A 17056-nucleotide genomic window follows, 5' to 3' on the forward strand; every position below is an offset into this window, starting at 1 on the left:
GTAATGTGTTATGGTCTGAAAATCCTCCTCAGAGTCAAATACTGTTTAAATAACAGGGGGTGAAACTAAACACGCCCTGTTCCGGCGAAAGGTTTTTAAGACTGAAACCAGTAAGTAAATAATGGTTTCAGTCCTCATTTCTCTCCCCTTTTCTGAAGAGGTATCAGAAACTTAAACCTAACGTCCCACTGCTTATCCTGACAGTGTCAAAGAGTTATATATCAATAATCGAAATTATAATCAGGTGAAGAAATTGAGAACTCTTCCATTACTTGTAGCTCTTGTTGTTATCCTGAGCGGATGTTTAGGGACAAATACACCCTCTACTATCTCTCAAAGTCCTTTTTCGGAATCTTTAGTCCCGTGTCTTCTTACCCATCCAGGATACGGAGAGTTCAATGGTAAAGAACCTGACCTCCTCCCCGCCCTGAAGGGCGAGGCTTGAAAAAAGAAAAAGTCAGAGCTATTATGTTTACATAGTGGTATTTGGAGAAGACGGATGGAAGAGCTGGAACAAAATATGGATAAAAACCTGGGGCTCAGAGGAGCCCCCCGACTAAAGCCCTCGTTAAAATGTGGGGCCCCCCATCGTCAACAGACACCCACTGTCCTTTTCCGCAGTAGCCCGGGAACTCGATTTTGAGGTCATTCCCGATAGCTCTTATGTTCTTGAGGACATCCAGAATCTTGCCCGAAAGTGCCACATCTCTTATGGGTGTCTTTATTTCCCCGTTCTCGATTATATATCCCTCCTTTGCTCCAAACATAAAGGTGCCGTTTGCTATGTCCACCTGTCCGCCTTTGTCTCCTATAAGGTAGAGGCCGTTTTTGACTTCTTCAAGCATCTCCTCAAAGCTCCAGTCCCTCGGCTCTATGTAGGTGTTGCTCATCCTAACTAGGGGTTGATAATTATAGCTTTGAGCCCTTCCATGCCCGTTAGGCTCAAGTCCAAAGAAAGCCGCAGTCTCTCTGTCGAGGAGGTACTCTTTCAAAATCCCGTCTTTTATGATTTCTACTTTTCTCGCCTTAATCCCCTCATCGTCGTAGATATAAGAGCCGAACTTCCCCGGCAAAGTCGGGTCATCGACCACCGTGAGCTCTTCCACGGCTATCTCCTCTCCAAGCTTCCCTTCAAGTATGCTCTCCCCGTTTTTAACGGCATCTCCCTCTGCCGCATGCCCAAGGGCTTCGTGGATGAAAACTCCCGCAAGCTCGGGGTCAACTATTACGTCAAACTCTCCTGATGGCGGTAGGGATGCGTCCAAAAGCTCCCTGGCTTTTCTTTTTACAAAAGACGTCCAGTACTCGAGGTTTATCCCTTCTATCATTTCCCACCCCACAGTACCTCCGAAGACCTTCCAGTAGGTCTGCATATCATTGCCTTTTTTTGCAGTGACAGAAAAGCTCAGACGAATTTTTGGAACCACAGTTCTGATTTCACTCCCAATGGAGTTAAAATAAAACTGCTCCTTTATTCCATCTCCGTAGGTTACCTCCCTGTTGGGCAGGTTTTTTCCCATCAGCAGGGAATCTATCTCTTTGAGGATGGCAGTTTTCTCTTCTAAATCTACATCAGAAAACGGCTTTTTAACCTTTATTTCAGCATCATCCTTGACCGGGTCTCCGATGTAAATTTTTGAGTTGCCCCTTGTGACTTTTGCAATCTTCATTGCAGTTTCAAGTGCCTTTTCTGCCCTTCTTGGGTCATTTGCAGATGAGAAGCCCCAAGAACCGTCAAAGGCCCTAACACCAATCCCGATCTCCACATTCGAAGAAATGTCTTCAAAGTGAGAATTCTGCATTTCAATATGAGTCGCGCTTATTTTAGCTATTCTCACTTCGTAGTAAGGTATTCCATACTTTTGACTGATCTCCTCGGCTTTTTTGATTAGCTTTTCAACTTCCATAGAACCCCCAAAGAAGAGAGCTAAAAAAGGTTTATATTGTTTTTGGAAAAGGAGAAGAAAAAAGGGGACTCAGTAGTCGACCTCCCCCTTTTCCCTGAGCTCTTTGTACATTCTCCACGTTATAATTGGCTTTTTAGCTGCGAGCACATCATCAACTCTCCTAACTGCCGTGTTGTGTGGAGCACTCTTGACGATTTCAGGGTTGGTGTATGCTTCCTCGCTTATTTTCTTGAGTGCTTCGACGTAGGCATCAATCTCTTCTTTGGTGACAGTTTCCGTTGGCTCAATCATCAATGCCTCATGTACTATGAGCGGGAAGTAAATAGTCGGGGCGTGCAGTCCAAAGTCGAGCAGTCTCTTGGCAACGTCCAGAGCCTTTACGCCAGTTTCCTTCTTCATTGGTTCTGCTGAGAACACAACCTCGTGCTTTCTGAGCTCCTTGTGTGGCAGTTCATATCCTTTCGTGCCCTTTAGCTTTTGTGTAAGGTAGTTGGCATTTAAAACAGCTATCTCCGCAACTTCTTTCAGTCCGTCCCTTCCCATAATCTTGAGGTACGTGAGAGCCCTAACGAGCACATTGAAGTTTCCATAGAACTCCTTAACCTTTCCAATGCTCTTTGGCAGGTCGTAGTTCAGGTAGTACTTTTCCCCATCGAATTCCACCAGTGGGACGGGTAAATAGTCAACAAGGTGCTCCTTTACACCGACAGGCCCTGCTCCGGGGCCGCCACCCCCGTGAGGTGTTGAGAACGTCTTGTGAAGGTTTATGTGGACGATATCAAAGCCCATGTCTCCGGGCCTCACCTTGCCGAGAATTCCGTTTAGGTTTGCACCGTCATAATAGAGCAGTCCTCCAGCCTTGTGTACTATATTCGCTATCTCCAGAATGTCCTCTTCAAAGATTCCCAGGGTGTTGGGATTTGTGAGCATTATTCCCGCTGTCCTCTCGCTTACGGCATTCTCCAAAGCCTCCAAGTCGACCGTACCCTGTTCGTTTGAAGGAATCTCTACGACCTTGAAGCCCGCCATCGCCGCTGAAGCAGGATTCGTACCGTGGGCTGAGTCAGGCACTATTATTTCGTTTCTTTGCGTTTCTCCCCTGTCAAGGTGGTAAGCTCTCATTATCATAACTCCCGTAAACTCACCGTTGGCACCAGCAGCCGGTTGAAGAGTGAAGCGATCCATTCCGGTAATCTCTTTGAGCCACTGCTCGAGCTCCCACATTATCTGCAGGGCACCTTGGACTGTTCTTTCATCCTGGTAGGGGTGGATAAAGGCAACTTTCGGGTGGTTTGCAAATTCCTCATTTATCTTGGGGTTGTATTTCATAGTACAGGAACCGAGTGGGTATATGCCGGAATCAACACCGTAGTTCATCTCGCTTAACCTTGTGTAGTGCTTAACGACCTCCGGCTCACTAAGCTCCGGAAGCTCAAGGCTTTTCCTTCTTAGCCCCTCAGGGATTTGAACGTCAACGTCTTCAATTGGTTCTGGAAGTGTAAAACCAATTCTTCCGGGTCTTGAGAGTTCAAAAATTAAGGGCTCATCCCATTTAGCCTGTCTGAACATCTTTACCACCTCACAGCTCTGCCTCGTTTATTATCTCTCTAACATTCTCTATGAGTACATCGATCCACTCTTTCCTTGTTGTTTCAGTTACTGCAAGCAAAGCAGTCTCGCCGAGCTCCGGGAAGTGCGGCTTTAGATAGAAACCCCCGTGTATTCCCTTCTCAAGGAGCCTCTCGTGAATAACCGGATATGGGATTTCAAACGTAGCCGGGACATCCTTGAAGTTAACTGCATCAAATGGTATCTCAGCAACCTCATTCAGCCTCTTCTTGAAATATGCAGTGTTCTTCAATATTACTTCTCCAAGCTTCTGGAGGCCTTTTGGCCCGAGGGAAGCTAGGTGGATTGCTGCTGCAACTGCTACAAGAGCTTCATTTGAACAGATGTTTGATGTTGCCTTTGCTCTCCTTATGTGCTGCTCTCTTGTTTGAAGTGTCATGACAAAAGCCCTTTTGCCTTCTGCATCTTTTGTCATTCCGATAATTCTTCCAGGCATCTGTCTTACGAGGGCAGTTTCATTTCTGGTAGCGAATATTCCCGCCCTCGGACCCCCGAAGTTCAGGGCACTTCCAAGGAAAGATGCCTCACCGATCACAGCGTCAGCTCCTAAGTTGCCCGGTGCCTCTACTATGCCCAGAATCGTCGGGTCTACACCCACTACAAACAGAGCACCGTTTTCGTGGGCAATCTCTCCAATTTCCTTTATCTGTTCTTCGATTATTCCGAAGAAGTTGGGGAGCTCAACGTAGACTCCAGCAGCATCTTTTGCCTTCTCTTTTAAGTCCTCAATATCAACCTGGCCCTTTTCGTTCCAGTTTACGTATTCTATCTTAATGTCCGCCCCTTCCACAAAAGTTCTGAGAACCCTGTCTCTTTCTGGATGGATGTGCTTTGGAACAACGAATTTGTTCTTTTTCTTAACCCTTGCCGCCATTCTTGCTGCTTCGCCAAGTGCAGTTCCCCAATCGTACATTGAGGAGTTTACAATCTCCAACCCCACAAGCTCCCCTATCAAGCTCTGGTACTCGAAAAGCGCCTGCAGCATTCCCTGGCTTATCTCCGCCTGGTAGGGGGTATAAGCGGTTAAGAACTCACTCCTCTCTATGAGGTACTTAACGTGGGCTGGAACGTAATGGAAGTAAGCCCCAGCACCGAGAAAAGTCGGCATCTCAAGAACGGTCTTGTTTTTGCTGAGGATCTCGTTCATCTCAAGGAAGACTTCGTATTCGCTCTTGCCTTCTGGAAGGTTAAACTCCTTGACAAAGCCTTTTGGAACATCAGAGAAGAGGTCTTCAATGTTATTAAAGCCAATCTCCTTGAGCATCTCCTCCTTATGTGCCAAGTTTGGAAGGTAGTGCTTACCCATAGACATCACCTTTTTGAGATTATCGTCTAAACATTTCGCCTCACTAAAATATATGCTTTGTGGAGGACAAAACTTAAAGGGAGTAGCGTTCATTGAGCTAGTGGCAGAGTAATGGAGGGTTTAATAATGATAATAGCCTTTGACTTTGATGGAACGCTTGTAGACAGCTACTCGGTAATAGAGGAAGCATTCAGGAGAGCATTAGAGAAGCACTTTCCATGGCTTCCATTCAAAGGAGCATTTGCTAAAATTCTCACAAAGATGGAGCTCTACTTTGAACGGCCCAAATTTGGAAACCATACTGGTAAAATAAAACAGCCGAGGTTTTTTAAGACTAAGTTCGCCCGCACGTGGTTTGAAGAGAGAGCAAAGCTTACGAAACCCATTGACGACTCCAAAGAGCTTCTGAAAAAGCTTAAAGAAGAGGGCCACATTGTGATATCCTTCTCTGCAGAGGATTTTTTGGATGGGATGAAAGAGCGCCGGCTGAGAATAGGGGGATTTTACGAGCTTTTTGATGATGTAATAGTTTTCGGGAGGGATATGACCATCTGCGAGGCATTCCAGCTTGTGAGGGAAAAGTACGGGGACGAGATTTTTGTGTGGGTTGACGACAAGCCGTGGCGTTTTATAGGAAGAGGAGACAAGAACACAGAGTACGTCTGGTACTATTTCCCCCCGACGGCAAAATACGTCACCAAAGAAATTTTAGACCAGATCCCGCACCTTCATGTCATTCAAGACCTCTGGAGCCTCTTTGATGTGATAGAGCGGATAAAACAGGAGAGAGGCTAATCCCCGTTTATATACTCAAGTGTGTCATCGATGAATTCATTGAGGTCTTCATCGCTTACCTCCTCAATTTTGAGTTCAAAGGCCTTTCCAAGTGCCCACCTTACTGCTATGTTGCCTTTGTCACTTTCGACTATAACAAGGCCAAAGGGCATATCTCCAGCCCAGTGATGCTTGGAAAACTTTATCTTAAAACCTCTTTTCTCCAGTTCTTTTAGTATTCTGTCATAGGTCTCATAAGGAGCTAGATCAGTCTTTGCGAATCCTATATAAGCCATAATACCACCAGCTTTAGCTCCCAATTCAGACTTAAATATTTTTCGGTTAGCCTAACAAAATTCAATATGTTTAAAAATACTGGGGAGTAACCCCAACCATGCATGAGCTCCTTCCTCAGAAGGCTGTTAAGATCGGAAACTCAATAATAATAGCTGACCTGCACATTGGATACGAGGAGAGCATGGCAAAAGAAGGAATTTATCTTCCAAAAGCCTTCAGGCAAATGGTAACCTCCGTTGCTGCCCTTCTCAAGGAACAACGACCAAAACGATTGATAATAAACGGCGACCTCAAGCATTCGTTCGTTCCACTCAAGCGAGAGAAGCTTGAACTCAGGGCGTTCTTTGAGGAGATAACTCCCCTCGTGGAGGAAGCAGTTGTTGTGAGGGGTAACCACGACGTAGGTGTAAGCTGGATTAAAGAGCTCGGTGTGGAAGTTGTTGATGAAATTGAACTTGAGGGCTGGAAAGTAGTCCACGGCCACAAGCTTGTTGAGGGGGAGAAGTTCATAATAGGGCATGAGCATCCCGCAATAAGACTTAGGGACGAGGTTGGAGCATTGATAAAAGTTCCAATCTTTTTGGTGAGCGAAACTCTAATAGTACTCCCTGCCTTCTCTCCATGGGCATATGGGAACGACATCCTCAGAGAGATTGTTTCCCCATTCCTTAAAGACGCTTGCCTTTCTAGCTTTGAGGTTTTTGTCCCTTTGGATGAAGAACTCCTAAACTTTGGAAAGCTTGGAGATCTAATCAGGGCACTCCAAAGACTTTGACCACAAGGATTAAAATCAGAAGAAACCAAAATTCTCTAGGTGATAGATATGGACGTATTGAGTGCTATAATATTCTTCGCGTACGCGCCAGCCTTAGCATTGCTCTGGTATTTCTATCATGCGGATAAATACGAACCCGAACCCAAGCGCTATGTTATAGCAACATTCATCTTAGGAAGCACCCTGTCTGTTGGTGTTGCAATGCTCTTGGAGGCCTTTTTGGTACAGGGGGAGTTTGGATACGCCATTTTACCAGCGACTGCATTTTATATGGCACTTGTGGCCGGCATTGTGGAAGAACCAGCAAAGGCTCTAGCAATCAGGCTTCCATTTAAGGCAGGTCAAATGGACGGGATAATGGACGGTGTGGTTTATGGTGTTGCAGCCGGGCTGGGATTTGCGGCTACGGAAAACTTCCTGTACGGGATTGGCTTTGGAGTCGGCACCACTATAGTGAGGGCTTTCTTAACACCTTTCGCTCACGCCACCTGGAGCGCAATAGTTGGTGTTGGGTATGGCTTAAAGGCAGAGGGAAAAGTCCAAAGCATCACAAGCTATTTTGTCCTCGCGATACTGCTTCACTTTCTGTGGGACTATTTCGCATTCCTAAGCCTCGCAATCCCCTCGTACTACATCTTCACGATACTGCTGATTTTTATCAACATAGCCCTTATTAGGTACTTCATAATGCTCGGGCAGAGAGAAGATTTAGAGAAAGCATGGTGGTACTGGTTCGTTAGGAGGTGAAGGCATGAAGGAAAAAATAGAGAGAGCCCTCTTTGAGGCGAGGCCATACATTGAATATTACGAAGAACTAAAGAGAAAAGTTGAGGAAATAGGCTCAAAAGTCCAAGACGAGGCCTCTTTTATCCAGCTAGTAGAAGAGGAAATAAAGAGCTCCCGGGAGCCATTTAAAACCGATTTAAAAATATTCCTTCAAAAGTTTAGCTCTCTTTAAGGGAGTTCTTCCAATAATTTCGGAATTTTTTGAATTATTTAGAAATTTTTTCCAAATCGCGATAATTTTCGAGCATCCACGATATATAAATATACATTCATGAATTTCTTTCTTATCCCTTGTGCTTTTTATATGCTCTATGATAAAAAAGCAACATAACTGCTTTTTTATAAGTTTTACTGGTTTACAATCCCCATTAGCGGATAAAGTCGGGCGGGAAAACTTTATATGTGCAAAAAAGACAGAATGTCTCGCTTTTGTATCCCAAGTATATAGACCAGACCATATGTACAAAAATGTACAGGGGGTTGAAAAATGGAAAAATACGTCGGACAAAGTGTTACAAAGGGAAAAGAAAACTATAGAGAAGTGACTCCCGCCGCTGTAATCTTAGGTGTTCTCTGGGGAGCATTTATGGCCGCAAGCTTTACCTACGCTGGAATGATCATGGGTTTCACCTCTGGAGGCTCTGCAATAGCGGCAATCGTTGGTTGGGGCATTCTTAGGGGACTACTCAAGAAGGGTACAGTCGTTGAGAACAACATAGTCCAAACCGTCGCTTCAGCAGTGAACATCTCCGTCTCAGGTGTCATTTTCACAATACCAGCACTCTACATCATGGGCCTTCACCAAGAGATAAACACACTGTACTTCTTCCTAGCAACAGCCGCTGGAGCAATTCTGGGTATAACCTTTATAATCCCACTCAGAAAGCAGATGATCGAAATAGACAGGCTCAGGTTCCCAACAGGTACTGCAGTTGCTACCATCCTCAAAACCCCTGGTAGTGGTATAGAGAAGGCGAGGTTGCTGTTCTTTGGTATGGTTATCAGTGCCATAATTTATCTCATCCAGCAGTTCCCACTGTTTGGACTGCCCCACATAATACCCGAGGTCGTTGACCTTGGCTCAGCACTTCACCTTCCAGAATGGATTAACCTAACTATAGCTCTCTCACTCATGGTATTTGGTATGGGTTTAATCACTGGAAGAAATGGTTTGATAGTTCTTGCCGGTGGTATACTCTCCTACTACATCATAACTCCGGTGGTCAAAGCCCTCGGATGGCTTCCCGCTGAAGTTCAAGGAGCGGCTATAAGCAGCTACGTTTACGGCAACATGACAAGGCCTCTTGGTATAGGTATGCTCCTCGGTGGTTCAATAGCAGGACTTATACTATCACTTCCAGTTATTGCAGTTGCAATGAAAAGCCTTGCACAGGCCAGCAAGGTAAAGGACAGCAACGGAAACAACGAAGAGCTGCCGATATACTACCTCATCGGTGGAGCAACCCTCGCGTTCCTCCTGCTCCTCGTGACAGCATACAAGCTCGGAGGCCTTGGATTGGGTAGAAGCCTCCTCACGGCCCTCATCGGTGTCGCCTGAATATTCATAGCCTCACTTCTCGTGGCAATGTCTACCGGAATGACCGACTGGAGCCCAGTATCAGGTCTTTCCTTGGTCTCAGTCATGATACTCCTCTACCTCACCAACAAGAACGTGCCGCTTACGATACTTATGGGTGCAACCGTTGGTGTTGCTATCTCTGGTGCCGCAGATATGATGCAAGACCTCAAGACAGGTCACATGGTCGGAGCTATCCCATCAAGACAGCAGAAAGTTGAGCTCTTAACCGCCTGGCTTGGCCCAATAATCGCTCTAACAGTTGTTGGCCTTATATGGAACGCCTACGGAATTGGAAACGAGAAGGTCCCAGCACCACAGGCAATGGCCCTCAAGTCAATGGTTGAGGCAGTGCTCGGTGGAAGTGTACCTATAGACAAGTTCATCGCTGGAGGTCTCTTAGGCTTTGCGCTCTCTCTCAGCGGAGTTCCAGGGCTTGGTGTTCTCGTGGGCCTTTCAATGTACTTACCAATGCTGTACATTATCCCCTACGGAATTGGGTGTGTTGTGAACGAGATTGCAAAGAGGAAGAAGGGCTACGAGTTCATCGTTGAAAAGGTCCTCCCATTTGCCGCTGGTCTAATGGTTGGAGAAGCTGCCATGACCTTGCTCTTCGCAGTGCTCACCGTTGCCGGAGTACTGCAACCATGAGGTGATGAACATGAAAAAGCTAATTGGAAATGTTATGCTTACAGCCGGTTTAATCACAGGGGCTATAGCTTCCGCTAGAAATCCACCACTCTGGCCAGTAGTTGGTGGCGCCTTAGTCATCATGGGCGCTGGAATAGTCCTTAGGAGACAGGGAGAGAAGGAAGAGCTTCACAGAAACGTGGCTAAAGGAGAAGGGGGAGAAGCAGAGCTCAAGAGGGTCTTAGAAAACGCACTTACAGAGATTGAAAAAGTAATGAAAGAAAAAGAAACTGACCTCGAAAAGGCTAGAGAAAGACTTGGCAAAATCTTGGAGACACTGGAAACATTTGCAGAAAATGCCCAGCCCATCAGGATAAAGGGAATCAAGTTCTACGGAGAAGTCATGACAAGCTTCAGCAAGGCCGAAAGGCACTTAAACAGGGCTTGGAGCGCCTATGCTGACGGATATCCTGAAGAAGGAGACACCTACTTGGAGTCCGGATACACCCAGCTAAAGGAAACCCTAAAACTCTTGAGCTCCAAGAACTGACCTTTTTCTTTTCTTTCTAAGTTTCTTAGAAATGGGACAGCAGACGACGGCGAGCCGAATTTTCCTACTTTGAAGCCCTTTGCATTTTGCTTTCTATACGGGAGATTTTGTTGTCAAGGGAGAAATGACACCGCAGGACTAAAAGTCCCCCTTCAGGCGGGTCAAGAGGTTTTTAACATCCAGTGGTCGGTTGGAAATGAAATAATCCCCCAAATCAGCCAGCAAGGGGACGTATTTAAGCTCATCCACTTCATAGCTCCAGAGGCCTACTTTCATCCCCATGCCTCTGATCCACTTAAGGAGAAACCTAAAGTTTGCAAAACCTACATAGAATATTCCGTCTATAGGAACATGAAGGGCAAATATCCTAAAACGCCGTTTAAGGAGAGGAACTTTTGGAACATCACTTCGTCTTACTATAGAAAACGCCAGCTTTAATTTTTTATCCCGGGCCCTCAAAGCTTTGAGCATTTCAATCTCTGTTGTTGATACTATCACTTTTTCAATTTCATAGTTGCGTATAAGCTCCCCCAATTCTTCAACAGCCTCTGCATCCTTTATATCCGCATTAAAAAGAGCATCAGGAAATTTTCTAAACAGCTCTTCTATTTTCACTATGTGCTCTCTCGAAACTGCAAGTGCTTTGAGTTCTCCGAAAGTAAGTTCTTTTACGGAGTATCTCTCTCCATTAATAGCTATCTCCGGGTCGTGCATGGCTACGAGCTCTCCATCCGCTGTTCTCCACACGTCAAACTCTATCCCAAATCCCCTTTTAACGGCTCTTTTAAAAGAAAGCATACTGTTTTCAGGCTCTCCAAGACCCCTGTGAGCTATTATCATGGTTCTCACTTATAACTTAAAAGTTAGAAGAAGGCTATTCGAGCTCTTTCAGTTTCTTTTTGACTATGTCCCATATCTCCGGATATTTCTCTTTTATTGCTTTTTCCAGAAGCTTGCTCGCTTCGTTTGATATGCTGAACTCGGGAATGGTCTTTCTAAGATACCTAAGTACTGCTGCAGCCTCGGGAGACCATAGGGTAATCCTTGGATTCTTTAAGGCCTCCTGCAGGCTTCTTTCGAGAGCTTCTTCATTTATTTCGCCCTTTATCTCTTCCTTTGAAGGAACCTCTAACGTGGGCATCGGCTCGGAGATTATTGCTTCCAATCCCCTTCCAAGGGCTTTTTTCTTCTTCATACTCCATCAACCTCCTCGGCAAGCTTCATATATGCTTTGGCACCTCTGCTGTCCGGAGCGTATAGGAAAATCGGCTTTCCATGGGATGGTGCTTCAGCCAGCCGTACATTTCTTGGGATCATTGTCTTGAAGACCTTTTCTCCAAAGATTCTCTTGACTTCCTCCCTAACTTCTTTGGATAGGTTGGTTCTCTTGTCGAACATGGTTATTAAGAAACCCCTAATCTCAATTGGAATACCCAATCTTTCTCTGACAAGTTTTATAGCCTTTAAAAGGAGCCCTATACCTTCGAGAGCATAGTACTCCGCCTGAATTGGGATTATAACTTCATCACTCGCCACAAGGGAGTTCATAGTCAAAATGCCGAGAGACGGTGGCGTGTCTATTATCACATAGTCGTAATTGTCCTTAATTTTAGCAAGTTTGTTCCTCAGGATGTATTCCCTTCCTATTTGACTGCTGAGCTCGATTTCAGCACCGCTAAGCGCAATGTTGCTCGGGATCAGATCGAGCCCCTCTATTTCCGTAGGGATTATTGCATCTTCAATGTCCGCTTCATCCACTATTACGTTGTAAATAGTCGGACTTGCCTCCCTAAGTCCAAGACCAACAGTCGTTGCCCCTTGAGGATCCATATCGATGAGAAGAACTCTCTTCCCTTTGAGAGCCAAAGCAGCTGAAAGGTTTATTGCTGTGGTACTTTTTCCTACTCCACCTTTTTGATTTGCAATACTTATCACCGGCATGCAATATTCTCTGCTCTTGAAAGTTATAAACCTTAGCAGTCAGAACTTATAAGATAAGTTAGAAAAACCAAATAACCCCTTAATACTCAAGGTCGAGGAGGTTAAGGAGTTTTACGAGAAAAACAGGAAAATAAATCCTGATGTTGAGCTTTGGATTACAGAAGCGGCACATATAAGGAAAATCCAGCTTATGCCTGAGGAGTACAGGGAAAAGATTCCGCAGTTTTTTGAGAAGTATCTCTGATTTTCTCACTCCCAGTGAAAACAATGCTTAAGTATTTTACCGCTGTAAAACTATTGGTGATTATAGTGACGAAGGTGAAGGTAGGAATTAACGGTTATGGAACCATAGGCAAGAGAGTTGCTTATGCGGTTTCAAAACAAGATGATATGGAACTAATAGGAGTTACAAAGACAAAACCAGACTTTGAGGCCTACCGCGCTAAGGAGCTTGGAATACCCGTCTATGCTGCATCTAGCGAATTTTTACCCAGATTTGAGAAGGCGGGGTTTGAGCTCGATGGAACCCTTGAAGACCTGCTCGAAAAAGTAGATGTAATTGTTGATGCCACTCCGGGAGGAATGGGTGAGAAGAACAAAGCCCTCTACGAGAAAGCCGGAGTTAAAGCAATATTCCAGGGCGGGGAGAAAGCGGAAATTGCGGAGGCTTCTTTCGTTGCACAGGCCAACTATGAACAGGCTCTGGGTAAAAACTACGTGAGGGTTGTCTCCTGCAACACCACGGGCTTGACAAGAACTCTCAACGCAATAAAGGACTACATCGACTATGTCTACGCTGTGATGATTCGCCGTGCAGCAGACCCAAACGACATAAAAAGGGGTCCCGTTAATGCCATAAAGCCAAGTGTTGAAGTTCCCTCCCACCACGGCCCAGACGTCCAGACCGTTATCCCAATAAACATAGAGACCATGGCTTTTGTAGTACCTACAACCTTGATGCACGTCCACAGCGTAATGGTGGAGCTCAAAAAGCCCCTTACACGGGAAGACGTCATTGACATCTTCGAAAACACCACGAGGGTTCTGCTCTTCGAGAAAGAGAAGGGCTTTGACAGTACAGCCCAGCTGATAGAGTTTGCAAGAGACCTGCACAGGGAGTGGAACAACCTCTATGAGATAGGCGTGTGGAAGGAGAGCATAAATGTGAAAGGCAAGAGACTCTTCTATATTCAGGCTGTTCACCAGGAGAGCGACGTTGTGCCGGAAAACGTTGACGCGATAAGGGCTATGTTCGAGCTCGCCGACAAATGGGAGAGCATAAAGAAGACCAACAAGAGCCTTGGGATTTTGAAGTGAAGCCAAACCTTTTATAATTTTTTTACAGATTTTTCCTCATGGAAGCTGAAGAGCACCTCCTTGCCTTGGGTCTGATACTTATCCTTGCTTTCTTTCTCTATCCTAGCGAAACTATCTCCGGGACTTTCTGTGAGGGCAGCTTTGGAAAACTGGGGAGCTATGAGGTGAGCGTACGGGACGGGTTTTTGAAAGTCTATCAAAACGGTGAAGAAGTCTTCACGGCAAAAGGGGAGCATATCTTTGTTAGAAAAGCAAACGTGGAATACTTTATCTCAAACGGGTGCTACTCGGTCAGCGTAAGGGAGAAGCCCGAAAAGGCCCTCTACCTTTTCGTTGCGGGGGTTGTCATAATTGGAGCAACCTTCTATTACATCGCCTTCCTTAAATACCGTTAAATTCCGAGTTTTCTTTTTACTTCCTCCAAGCTTAGTCCTTTCACAAGGAGGTCTTTTTCCCTGCTTGTCTCGCCCCTTATGATGATAACTTCAGCACCAAGAAGCTTCGAAAAGAACTTCACAACTTCCTTATTTGCCTTCCCTTCCACAGGTGGAGCTTTTACCCTGACCTTCAGCCTTTTTCTCCACTCATCTATGCCCTCAATTTCAGTTTTCTTTGCATTTGGCTGCACGTATATCTGGATTACCACTCCATCTTTGGATTCCTTGATCATGCAATCACCGGGAACATCTAGAGAAAATGGTATTTAAATTTGACCTCCTCCCCGCCTGAGGGGCGAGGTTTCAAAAGAAAAGGTAAGGGCTCAGTGAGAACTTGAACTATCTCCAGAAGAAGAAAGTGAATACTGCCATACAACGTCTGGAGGGAACAATCCTTTCCTGAATTTTTCTATGATTTCCCTCGCTTTCGAATACGCAAAGTCGAACGTTTCTTTGTCTATGAGCTCATAGAGAAGGGCCATCTCAAGCTCGTCCTCATCAAGAAGGAAAATTTCCCCGTTGGGGAAAATGAAAATGTCTAGGAACAAATCCAGCATCTCAAGGGTGTCGCCTTCCCTCTTGGTATAAGCCAGGACGTCAACGTATAAGCCCTTAAAGTTGCCCTCCCTGTCGTAAACCTTCAAGATATCATAGTTTTCGCCAACAAAGGCAAAATACACCATCGTGTACTCGTTCTCTATGACCTTGACTCCGTTTACAAAAAGCGGAGCAAGCATGCCTTCGAACTTTGATTTTGCTACTATTATGTCCCCTAAGTCCGCGATAAGCTCGTCTTCTCGCTCAAGGACTCTGTTTGGAATACGCTTGTAGATGAGATGGACTTTGCCTGCCATAATACTTCACTGCGCTTCATTTATGGTAAGAAAAAAGAAATGAGATCAGCTCCCAAAAATCAGCTCCTTCAGTTTCCTCGGAAGTTCCTCAATGCTTACCCTTATCTGCTCCCTCGTGTCTCTATCCCTTATCGTCACGGTATTGTCTTCGGGTGTCTGGTTGTCTATTGTCACACAGTACGGCGTCCCTATCTCGTCATACCTCGCATATCTCCTTCCAATAGTGTCTTTCTCGTCATAGACCACTATGAAGCCCTCTTTTTGCAGGGTTCTGAAGACGTCATAGGCTATGTTCGTTAGGGGCTCCTTGGCTACGAGAGGAAGCACGGCAACTTCTATTGGCGCCATGTCCTTCTTTATCTTGAGATAAACTCTTCCGTCTTCGTCCATAGCCAAGGAGTTCTCAAGGAGCAGGTAGAACGGTCTATCGATACCAAAGCTCGGCTCCAAGACGTGCGGCACTATCTTCTCACCGGTTATCTTTTCCTCGACTTCTTGTATGATAAAGTCGTCTTTTTCAAGTTCATAGCCGTCAATGATGACTTTTCCCACCTGTTTAAGTCCCTCAACTATTTTCTTGAGCTCTTCCTGGCTCATCTCCTGGAGCTTCTGGTCAATCCTTTTTGCATCTTTCTTAAGTTTAGGCCCAACTTTTTTCATATTGAGGGAAACCTTAAGCTTTTTAACTATCTTGGGTTCTTTGTAGTGAATCATAACTGTTAAATCTGCCCCGCTTTCTTTTATGTGTCTGCTTAGATCGTAGTCTCCCCTGTAGGCTATACCAACGCACTCAATCCATCCAAACCTTTCGCTGTGAATCTCCACATCCCATGTGTCGCTTGAGTAGTGCGCCCTCTCTTCCGGCAGTTGCTGTCTGAACCTGATTTTATCCTCGGGAATGCCTATGTCGAGGAGAATTCTCTTTACCATGCCCATGTAATAGGCAAAGAATGTGTTCATCACGTAGCCCTTCTTCACAGCCTCTTCGAGAGTAATTTCAATCGTACCGAGGTCTTTGAGCTGGTGTTCTATTGGATAAAGCCTGACAATCTCGTCTTTAACCTCATCAAAGTGCGGATGCTCGGTCTCATTGGGATTGAAGAAAATCTCGACCTCTGCCTGAGTAAACTCTCTGAGTCTCAACATTCCCTGTCTTGGGGAAATCTCGTTTCTATAGGCTTTCCCTATCTGAAAAACTCCAAATGGGAGCTGGTTTCTGGCGAAGTTGTTCAAGCGCTTGAAGTTCACGAATATCCCCTGGGCAGTTTCGGGCCTCAGATAGCCCTTCTTATCCTTGTAAGGCCCGATGTAAGTTTCAAACATCAAATTGAAATACCACACATCGCTGAGCTCTCCGCCACATTCTGGGCACTTTATGCCGTGCTCTCTTATGAGTTGCGTGAGGTGCTCGGCACTAAGCCCCTCGGTGTCTATGCCAAGAGCTTCTTCAACAAGGTGATCGGCTCTAAACCTTGAGCCGCACTTTTTACACTCAGTTAATGGGTCAACGAACTTCTCCACGTGTCCCGAGGCAATAAAAACCTCCTCCGGCGTGATATCGGGAGTTTCAATTTCAAAGAAGCCCTCCCTTATAAAGGCTTCTCTGATTTTCTTCTCGATTTTTCTTTTTATTGTAGCTCCCAAGGGACCGTAATCATAAAAACCTCTCGCTCCACCATAGATTTCAAAACTGCCCCACGCAAAGCCTCTCCTTTTCATCAGGTCTTGAAGAACTTCATACTTATCCATGAACACCACCTTAGTGCATGAAGGCAAAGCACCTAAAAAAGTTTTGCCTTGTATGTCTGAATATTTGTTAAATTCTGAGAGAAAAATATATGGTGGACCGGGCGGGATTTGAACCCGCGGCCTACGGCTTGCGAAGCCGTCGCTCTCCCAGGCTGAGCTACCGGCCCATCCCGATTTTTATCTTTAAGGTCAGCTTAAAAAGTTTTCCGTCATAGGGGGCGTGTTTATAGTAACCTTTATTAGGGTTTTTGCTGAATTCTTTCAGGTGGTTGTCGTGATCCCCAGATGGGATCACAGACTCAAAGACCCTGAAAGCGTGGCATTCGCAATTCTTGACGTTTTAGCAGACTTCGAATCAGAAGGAAAGCTGAAGAACCTGCCAAAATCCAAAAAATTTCCAGTAAAAACAATACTGGCAATACTCCTCTTTAAACAATACTACAACCTACCCCTCAGAGACGCCCAGCACTACGGCAGAAAATTCTTCGGAGCAAACATTCACTACTCAACCCTCCACAACTGGGAGAA

Annotated in this window: 19 protein-coding genes, 1 tRNA gene and 1 pseudogene; 10 read left to right on the top strand and 11 right to left on the bottom strand. The window is 45.4% G+C overall.

Annotation, left to right across the window (positions count from 1 at the left end; translation table 11 throughout):
* The first annotated feature begins 244 nt into the window (after positions 1 to 244).
* A complete protein-coding gene (locus GBV73_RS07465) occupies positions 245 to 445 on the top strand; it encodes a hypothetical protein (RefSeq protein WP_152880471.1) in 201 nt (66 codons plus the stop codon).
* A gap of 94 nt (positions 446 to 539) precedes the next feature.
* Here GBV73_RS07465 and GBV73_RS07470 read toward each other — a convergent pair whose 3' ends face one another.
* The 3 genes from GBV73_RS07470 to gcvPA form a co-directional block, all read right to left on the bottom strand.
* On the bottom strand, positions 540 to 1907 hold the full coding sequence (locus GBV73_RS07470) for a TldD/PmbA family protein (protein ID WP_152880473.1): 1368 nt from the start codon (positions 1905 to 1907) through the stop codon (positions 540 to 542).
* Positions 1908 to 1976: 69 nt separating this feature from the next.
* Positions 1977 to 3476: an aminomethyl-transferring glycine dehydrogenase subunit GcvPB gene (gene gcvPB, locus GBV73_RS07475; protein ID WP_152880475.1), complete on the bottom strand. Its 1500-nt coding sequence runs from the start codon at positions 3474 to 3476 to the stop codon at positions 1977 to 1979.
* A gap of 10 nt (positions 3477 to 3486) precedes the next feature.
* Complete coding sequence (gene gcvPA, locus GBV73_RS07480; protein ID WP_042700287.1) at positions 3487 to 4842, bottom strand: aminomethyl-transferring glycine dehydrogenase subunit GcvPA; 1356 nt, start codon at positions 4840 to 4842, stop codon at positions 3487 to 3489.
* Between the two features lie 126 nt (positions 4843 to 4968).
* Between gcvPA and GBV73_RS07485 the strand changes: the two genes are divergently transcribed.
* Positions 4969 to 5637 (top strand): HAD hydrolase-like protein, encoded by a 669-nt coding sequence (locus GBV73_RS07485; protein WP_152880477.1) that lies wholly within the window; start codon positions 4969 to 4971, stop codon positions 5635 to 5637.
* Here GBV73_RS07485 and GBV73_RS07490 read toward each other — a convergent pair.
* Positions 5634 to 5912 carry a hypothetical protein gene (locus GBV73_RS07490; RefSeq protein WP_152880479.1) on the bottom strand — a complete coding sequence of 93 codons (279 nt, stop codon included), beginning with the start codon at positions 5910 to 5912 and terminating at the stop codon, positions 5634 to 5636. The genes GBV73_RS07485 and GBV73_RS07490 overlap by 4 nt on opposite strands.
* Before the next feature lie 98 nt (positions 5913 to 6010).
* Between GBV73_RS07490 and GBV73_RS07495 the strand changes: the two genes are divergently transcribed.
* The 5 genes and pseudogenes from GBV73_RS07495 to GBV73_RS07515 all read left to right on the top strand — a co-directional run bounded on the left by GBV73_RS07495 (position 6011) and on the right by GBV73_RS07515 (position 10230).
* Positions 6011 to 6688 (top strand): metallophosphoesterase, encoded by a 678-nt coding sequence (locus GBV73_RS07495; protein WP_042700296.1) that lies wholly within the window; start codon positions 6011 to 6013, stop codon positions 6686 to 6688.
* 48 nt (positions 6689 to 6736) lie between these two features.
* A complete protein-coding gene (locus GBV73_RS07500; protein WP_152880481.1) occupies positions 6737 to 7435 on the top strand; it encodes a PrsW family intramembrane metalloprotease in 699 nt (232 codons plus the stop codon).
* 4 nt (positions 7436 to 7439) lie between these two features.
* The gene (locus GBV73_RS07505) at positions 7440 to 7646 is read left to right on the top strand and encodes a hypothetical protein (RefSeq protein ID WP_042700302.1); all 207 of its coding nucleotides are present in this window, start codon (positions 7440 to 7442) and stop codon (positions 7644 to 7646) included.
* A gap of 315 nt (positions 7647 to 7961) precedes the next feature.
* Positions 7962 to 9701 (top strand): annotated as a pseudogene (locus tag GBV73_RS07510) (OPT family oligopeptide transporter).
* A gap of 10 nt (positions 9702 to 9711) precedes the next feature.
* Positions 9712 to 10230 carry a cell division protein gene (locus GBV73_RS07515; protein ID WP_152880483.1) on the top strand — a complete coding sequence of 173 codons (519 nt, stop codon included), beginning with the start codon at positions 9712 to 9714 and terminating at the stop codon, positions 10228 to 10230.
* Positions 10231 to 10368: 138 nt separating this feature from the next.
* On the opposite strand, the gene GBV73_RS07520 is transcribed toward GBV73_RS07515, so the two are convergent.
* The 3 genes from GBV73_RS07520 to GBV73_RS07530 are packed head-to-tail and all read right to left on the bottom strand — an operon-like array spanning position 10369 to position 12171.
* Positions 10369 to 11070 (bottom strand): glycerophosphodiester phosphodiesterase family protein, encoded by a 702-nt coding sequence (locus tag GBV73_RS07520; protein WP_152880485.1) that lies wholly within the window; start codon positions 11068 to 11070, stop codon positions 10369 to 10371.
* Positions 11071 to 11104: 34 nt separating this feature from the next.
* Entirely contained in the window at positions 11105 to 11425 is a 321-nt protein-coding gene (locus tag GBV73_RS07525; RefSeq protein WP_152880487.1) for a hypothetical protein, read from the bottom strand.
* Positions 11422 to 12171, bottom strand: a complete 750-nt coding sequence (locus GBV73_RS07530) for a ParA family protein (protein WP_152880489.1) — start codon at positions 12169 to 12171, stop codon at positions 11422 to 11424. The genes GBV73_RS07525 and GBV73_RS07530 overlap by 4 nt, the downstream gene beginning before the upstream one ends.
* A gap of 267 nt (positions 12172 to 12438) precedes the next feature.
* Between GBV73_RS07530 and GBV73_RS07540 the strand changes: the two genes are divergently transcribed.
* Positions 12439 to 13488 (top strand): phosphorylating glyceraldehyde-3-phosphate dehydrogenase, encoded by a 1050-nt coding sequence (locus GBV73_RS07540; protein WP_152880491.1) that lies wholly within the window; start codon positions 12439 to 12441, stop codon positions 13486 to 13488.
* 38 nt (positions 13489 to 13526) lie between these two features.
* On the top strand, positions 13527 to 13883 hold the full coding sequence (locus GBV73_RS07545) for a hypothetical protein (RefSeq protein WP_042700319.1): 357 nt from the start codon (positions 13527 to 13529) through the stop codon (positions 13881 to 13883).
* Here GBV73_RS07545 and GBV73_RS07550 read toward each other — a convergent pair.
* From GBV73_RS07550 to GBV73_RS07565, 4 genes are all read right to left on the bottom strand, one after another.
* Positions 13880 to 14158, bottom strand: a complete 279-nt coding sequence (locus tag GBV73_RS07550) for a DUF167 domain-containing protein (RefSeq protein ID WP_042700322.1) — start codon at positions 14156 to 14158, stop codon at positions 13880 to 13882. The two genes, GBV73_RS07545 and GBV73_RS07550, sit on opposite strands and share 4 nt — an antisense overlap.
* 90 nt (positions 14159 to 14248) lie before the next feature.
* Positions 14249 to 14779: a DUF402 domain-containing protein gene (locus tag GBV73_RS07555; protein ID WP_152880493.1), complete on the bottom strand. Its 531-nt coding sequence runs from the start codon at positions 14777 to 14779 to the stop codon at positions 14249 to 14251.
* Between the two features lie 45 nt (positions 14780 to 14824).
* Positions 14825 to 16534 carry a glycine--tRNA ligase gene (gene glyS, locus GBV73_RS07560; RefSeq protein ID WP_371717060.1) on the bottom strand — a complete coding sequence of 570 codons (1710 nt, stop codon included), beginning with the start codon at positions 16532 to 16534 and terminating at the stop codon, positions 14825 to 14827.
* A gap of 84 nt (positions 16535 to 16618) precedes the next feature.
* Positions 16619 to 16695: transfer RNA gene (locus tag GBV73_RS07565), tRNA-Ala, on the bottom strand.
* 53 nt (positions 16696 to 16748) lie between these two features.
* Between GBV73_RS07565 and GBV73_RS07570 the strand changes: the two genes are divergently transcribed.
* Positions 16749 to 17056, top strand: a 308-nt coding sequence (locus GBV73_RS07570) for a hypothetical protein (RefSeq protein WP_152878644.1), incomplete at its 3' end; no start/stop codon positions are given.

Source organism: Thermococcus sp. 101 C5, from assembly GCF_009372125.1.
GTDB classification, from domain to species: domain Archaea; phylum Methanobacteriota_B; class Thermococci; order Thermococcales; family Thermococcaceae; genus Thermococcus_A; species Thermococcus_A bergensis.

What these genes read in the sequence shown, in the direction of transcription:
- GBV73_RS07470 (WP_152880473.1), bottom strand. Translation starts at nt 1,907, where the DNA reads ATGGAAGTTGAAAAGCTAATCAAAAAAGCCGAGGAGATCAGTCAAAAG.
- gcvPB (WP_152880475.1), bottom strand. Translation starts at nt 3,476, where the DNA reads ATGTTCAGACAGGCTAAATGGGATGAGCCCTTAATTTTTGAACTCTCA.
- gcvPA (WP_042700287.1), bottom strand. Translation starts at nt 4,842, where the DNA reads ATGGGTAAGCACTACCTTCCAAACTTGGCACATAAGGAGGAGATGCTC.
- GBV73_RS07485 (WP_152880477.1), top strand. Translation starts at nt 4,969, where the DNA reads ATGATAATAGCCTTTGACTTTGATGGAACGCTTGTAGACAGCTACTCG.
- GBV73_RS07490 (WP_152880479.1), bottom strand. Translation starts at nt 5,912, where the DNA reads ATGGCTTATATAGGATTCGCAAAGACTGATCTAGCTCCTTATGAGACC.
- GBV73_RS07495 (WP_042700296.1), top strand. Translation starts at nt 6,011, where the DNA reads ATGCATGAGCTCCTTCCTCAGAAGGCTGTTAAGATCGGAAACTCAATA.
- GBV73_RS07500 (WP_152880481.1), top strand. Translation starts at nt 6,737, where the DNA reads ATGGACGTATTGAGTGCTATAATATTCTTCGCGTACGCGCCAGCCTTA.
- GBV73_RS07505 (WP_042700302.1), top strand. Translation starts at nt 7,440, where the DNA reads ATGAAGGAAAAAATAGAGAGAGCCCTCTTTGAGGCGAGGCCATACATT.
- GBV73_RS07515 (WP_152880483.1), top strand. Translation starts at nt 9,712, where the DNA reads ATGAAAAAGCTAATTGGAAATGTTATGCTTACAGCCGGTTTAATCACA.
- GBV73_RS07520 (WP_152880485.1), bottom strand. Translation starts at nt 11,070, where the DNA reads ATGATAATAGCTCACAGGGGTCTTGGAGAGCCTGAAAACAGTATGCTT.
- GBV73_RS07525 (WP_152880487.1), bottom strand. Translation starts at nt 11,425, where the DNA reads ATGAAGAAGAAAAAAGCCCTTGGAAGGGGATTGGAAGCAATAATCTCC.
- GBV73_RS07530 (WP_152880489.1), bottom strand. Translation starts at nt 12,171, where the DNA reads ATGCCGGTGATAAGTATTGCAAATCAAAAAGGTGGAGTAGGAAAAAGT.
- GBV73_RS07540 (WP_152880491.1), top strand. Translation starts at nt 12,439, where the DNA reads ATGCTTAAGTATTTTACCGCTGTAAAACTATTGGTGATTATAGTGACG.
- GBV73_RS07545 (WP_042700319.1), top strand. Translation starts at nt 13,527, where the DNA reads ATGGAAGCTGAAGAGCACCTCCTTGCCTTGGGTCTGATACTTATCCTT.
- GBV73_RS07550 (WP_042700322.1), bottom strand. Translation starts at nt 14,158, where the DNA reads ATGATCAAGGAATCCAAAGATGGAGTGGTAATCCAGATATACGTGCAG.
- GBV73_RS07555 (WP_152880493.1), bottom strand. Translation starts at nt 14,779, where the DNA reads ATGGCAGGCAAAGTCCATCTCATCTACAAGCGTATTCCAAACAGAGTC.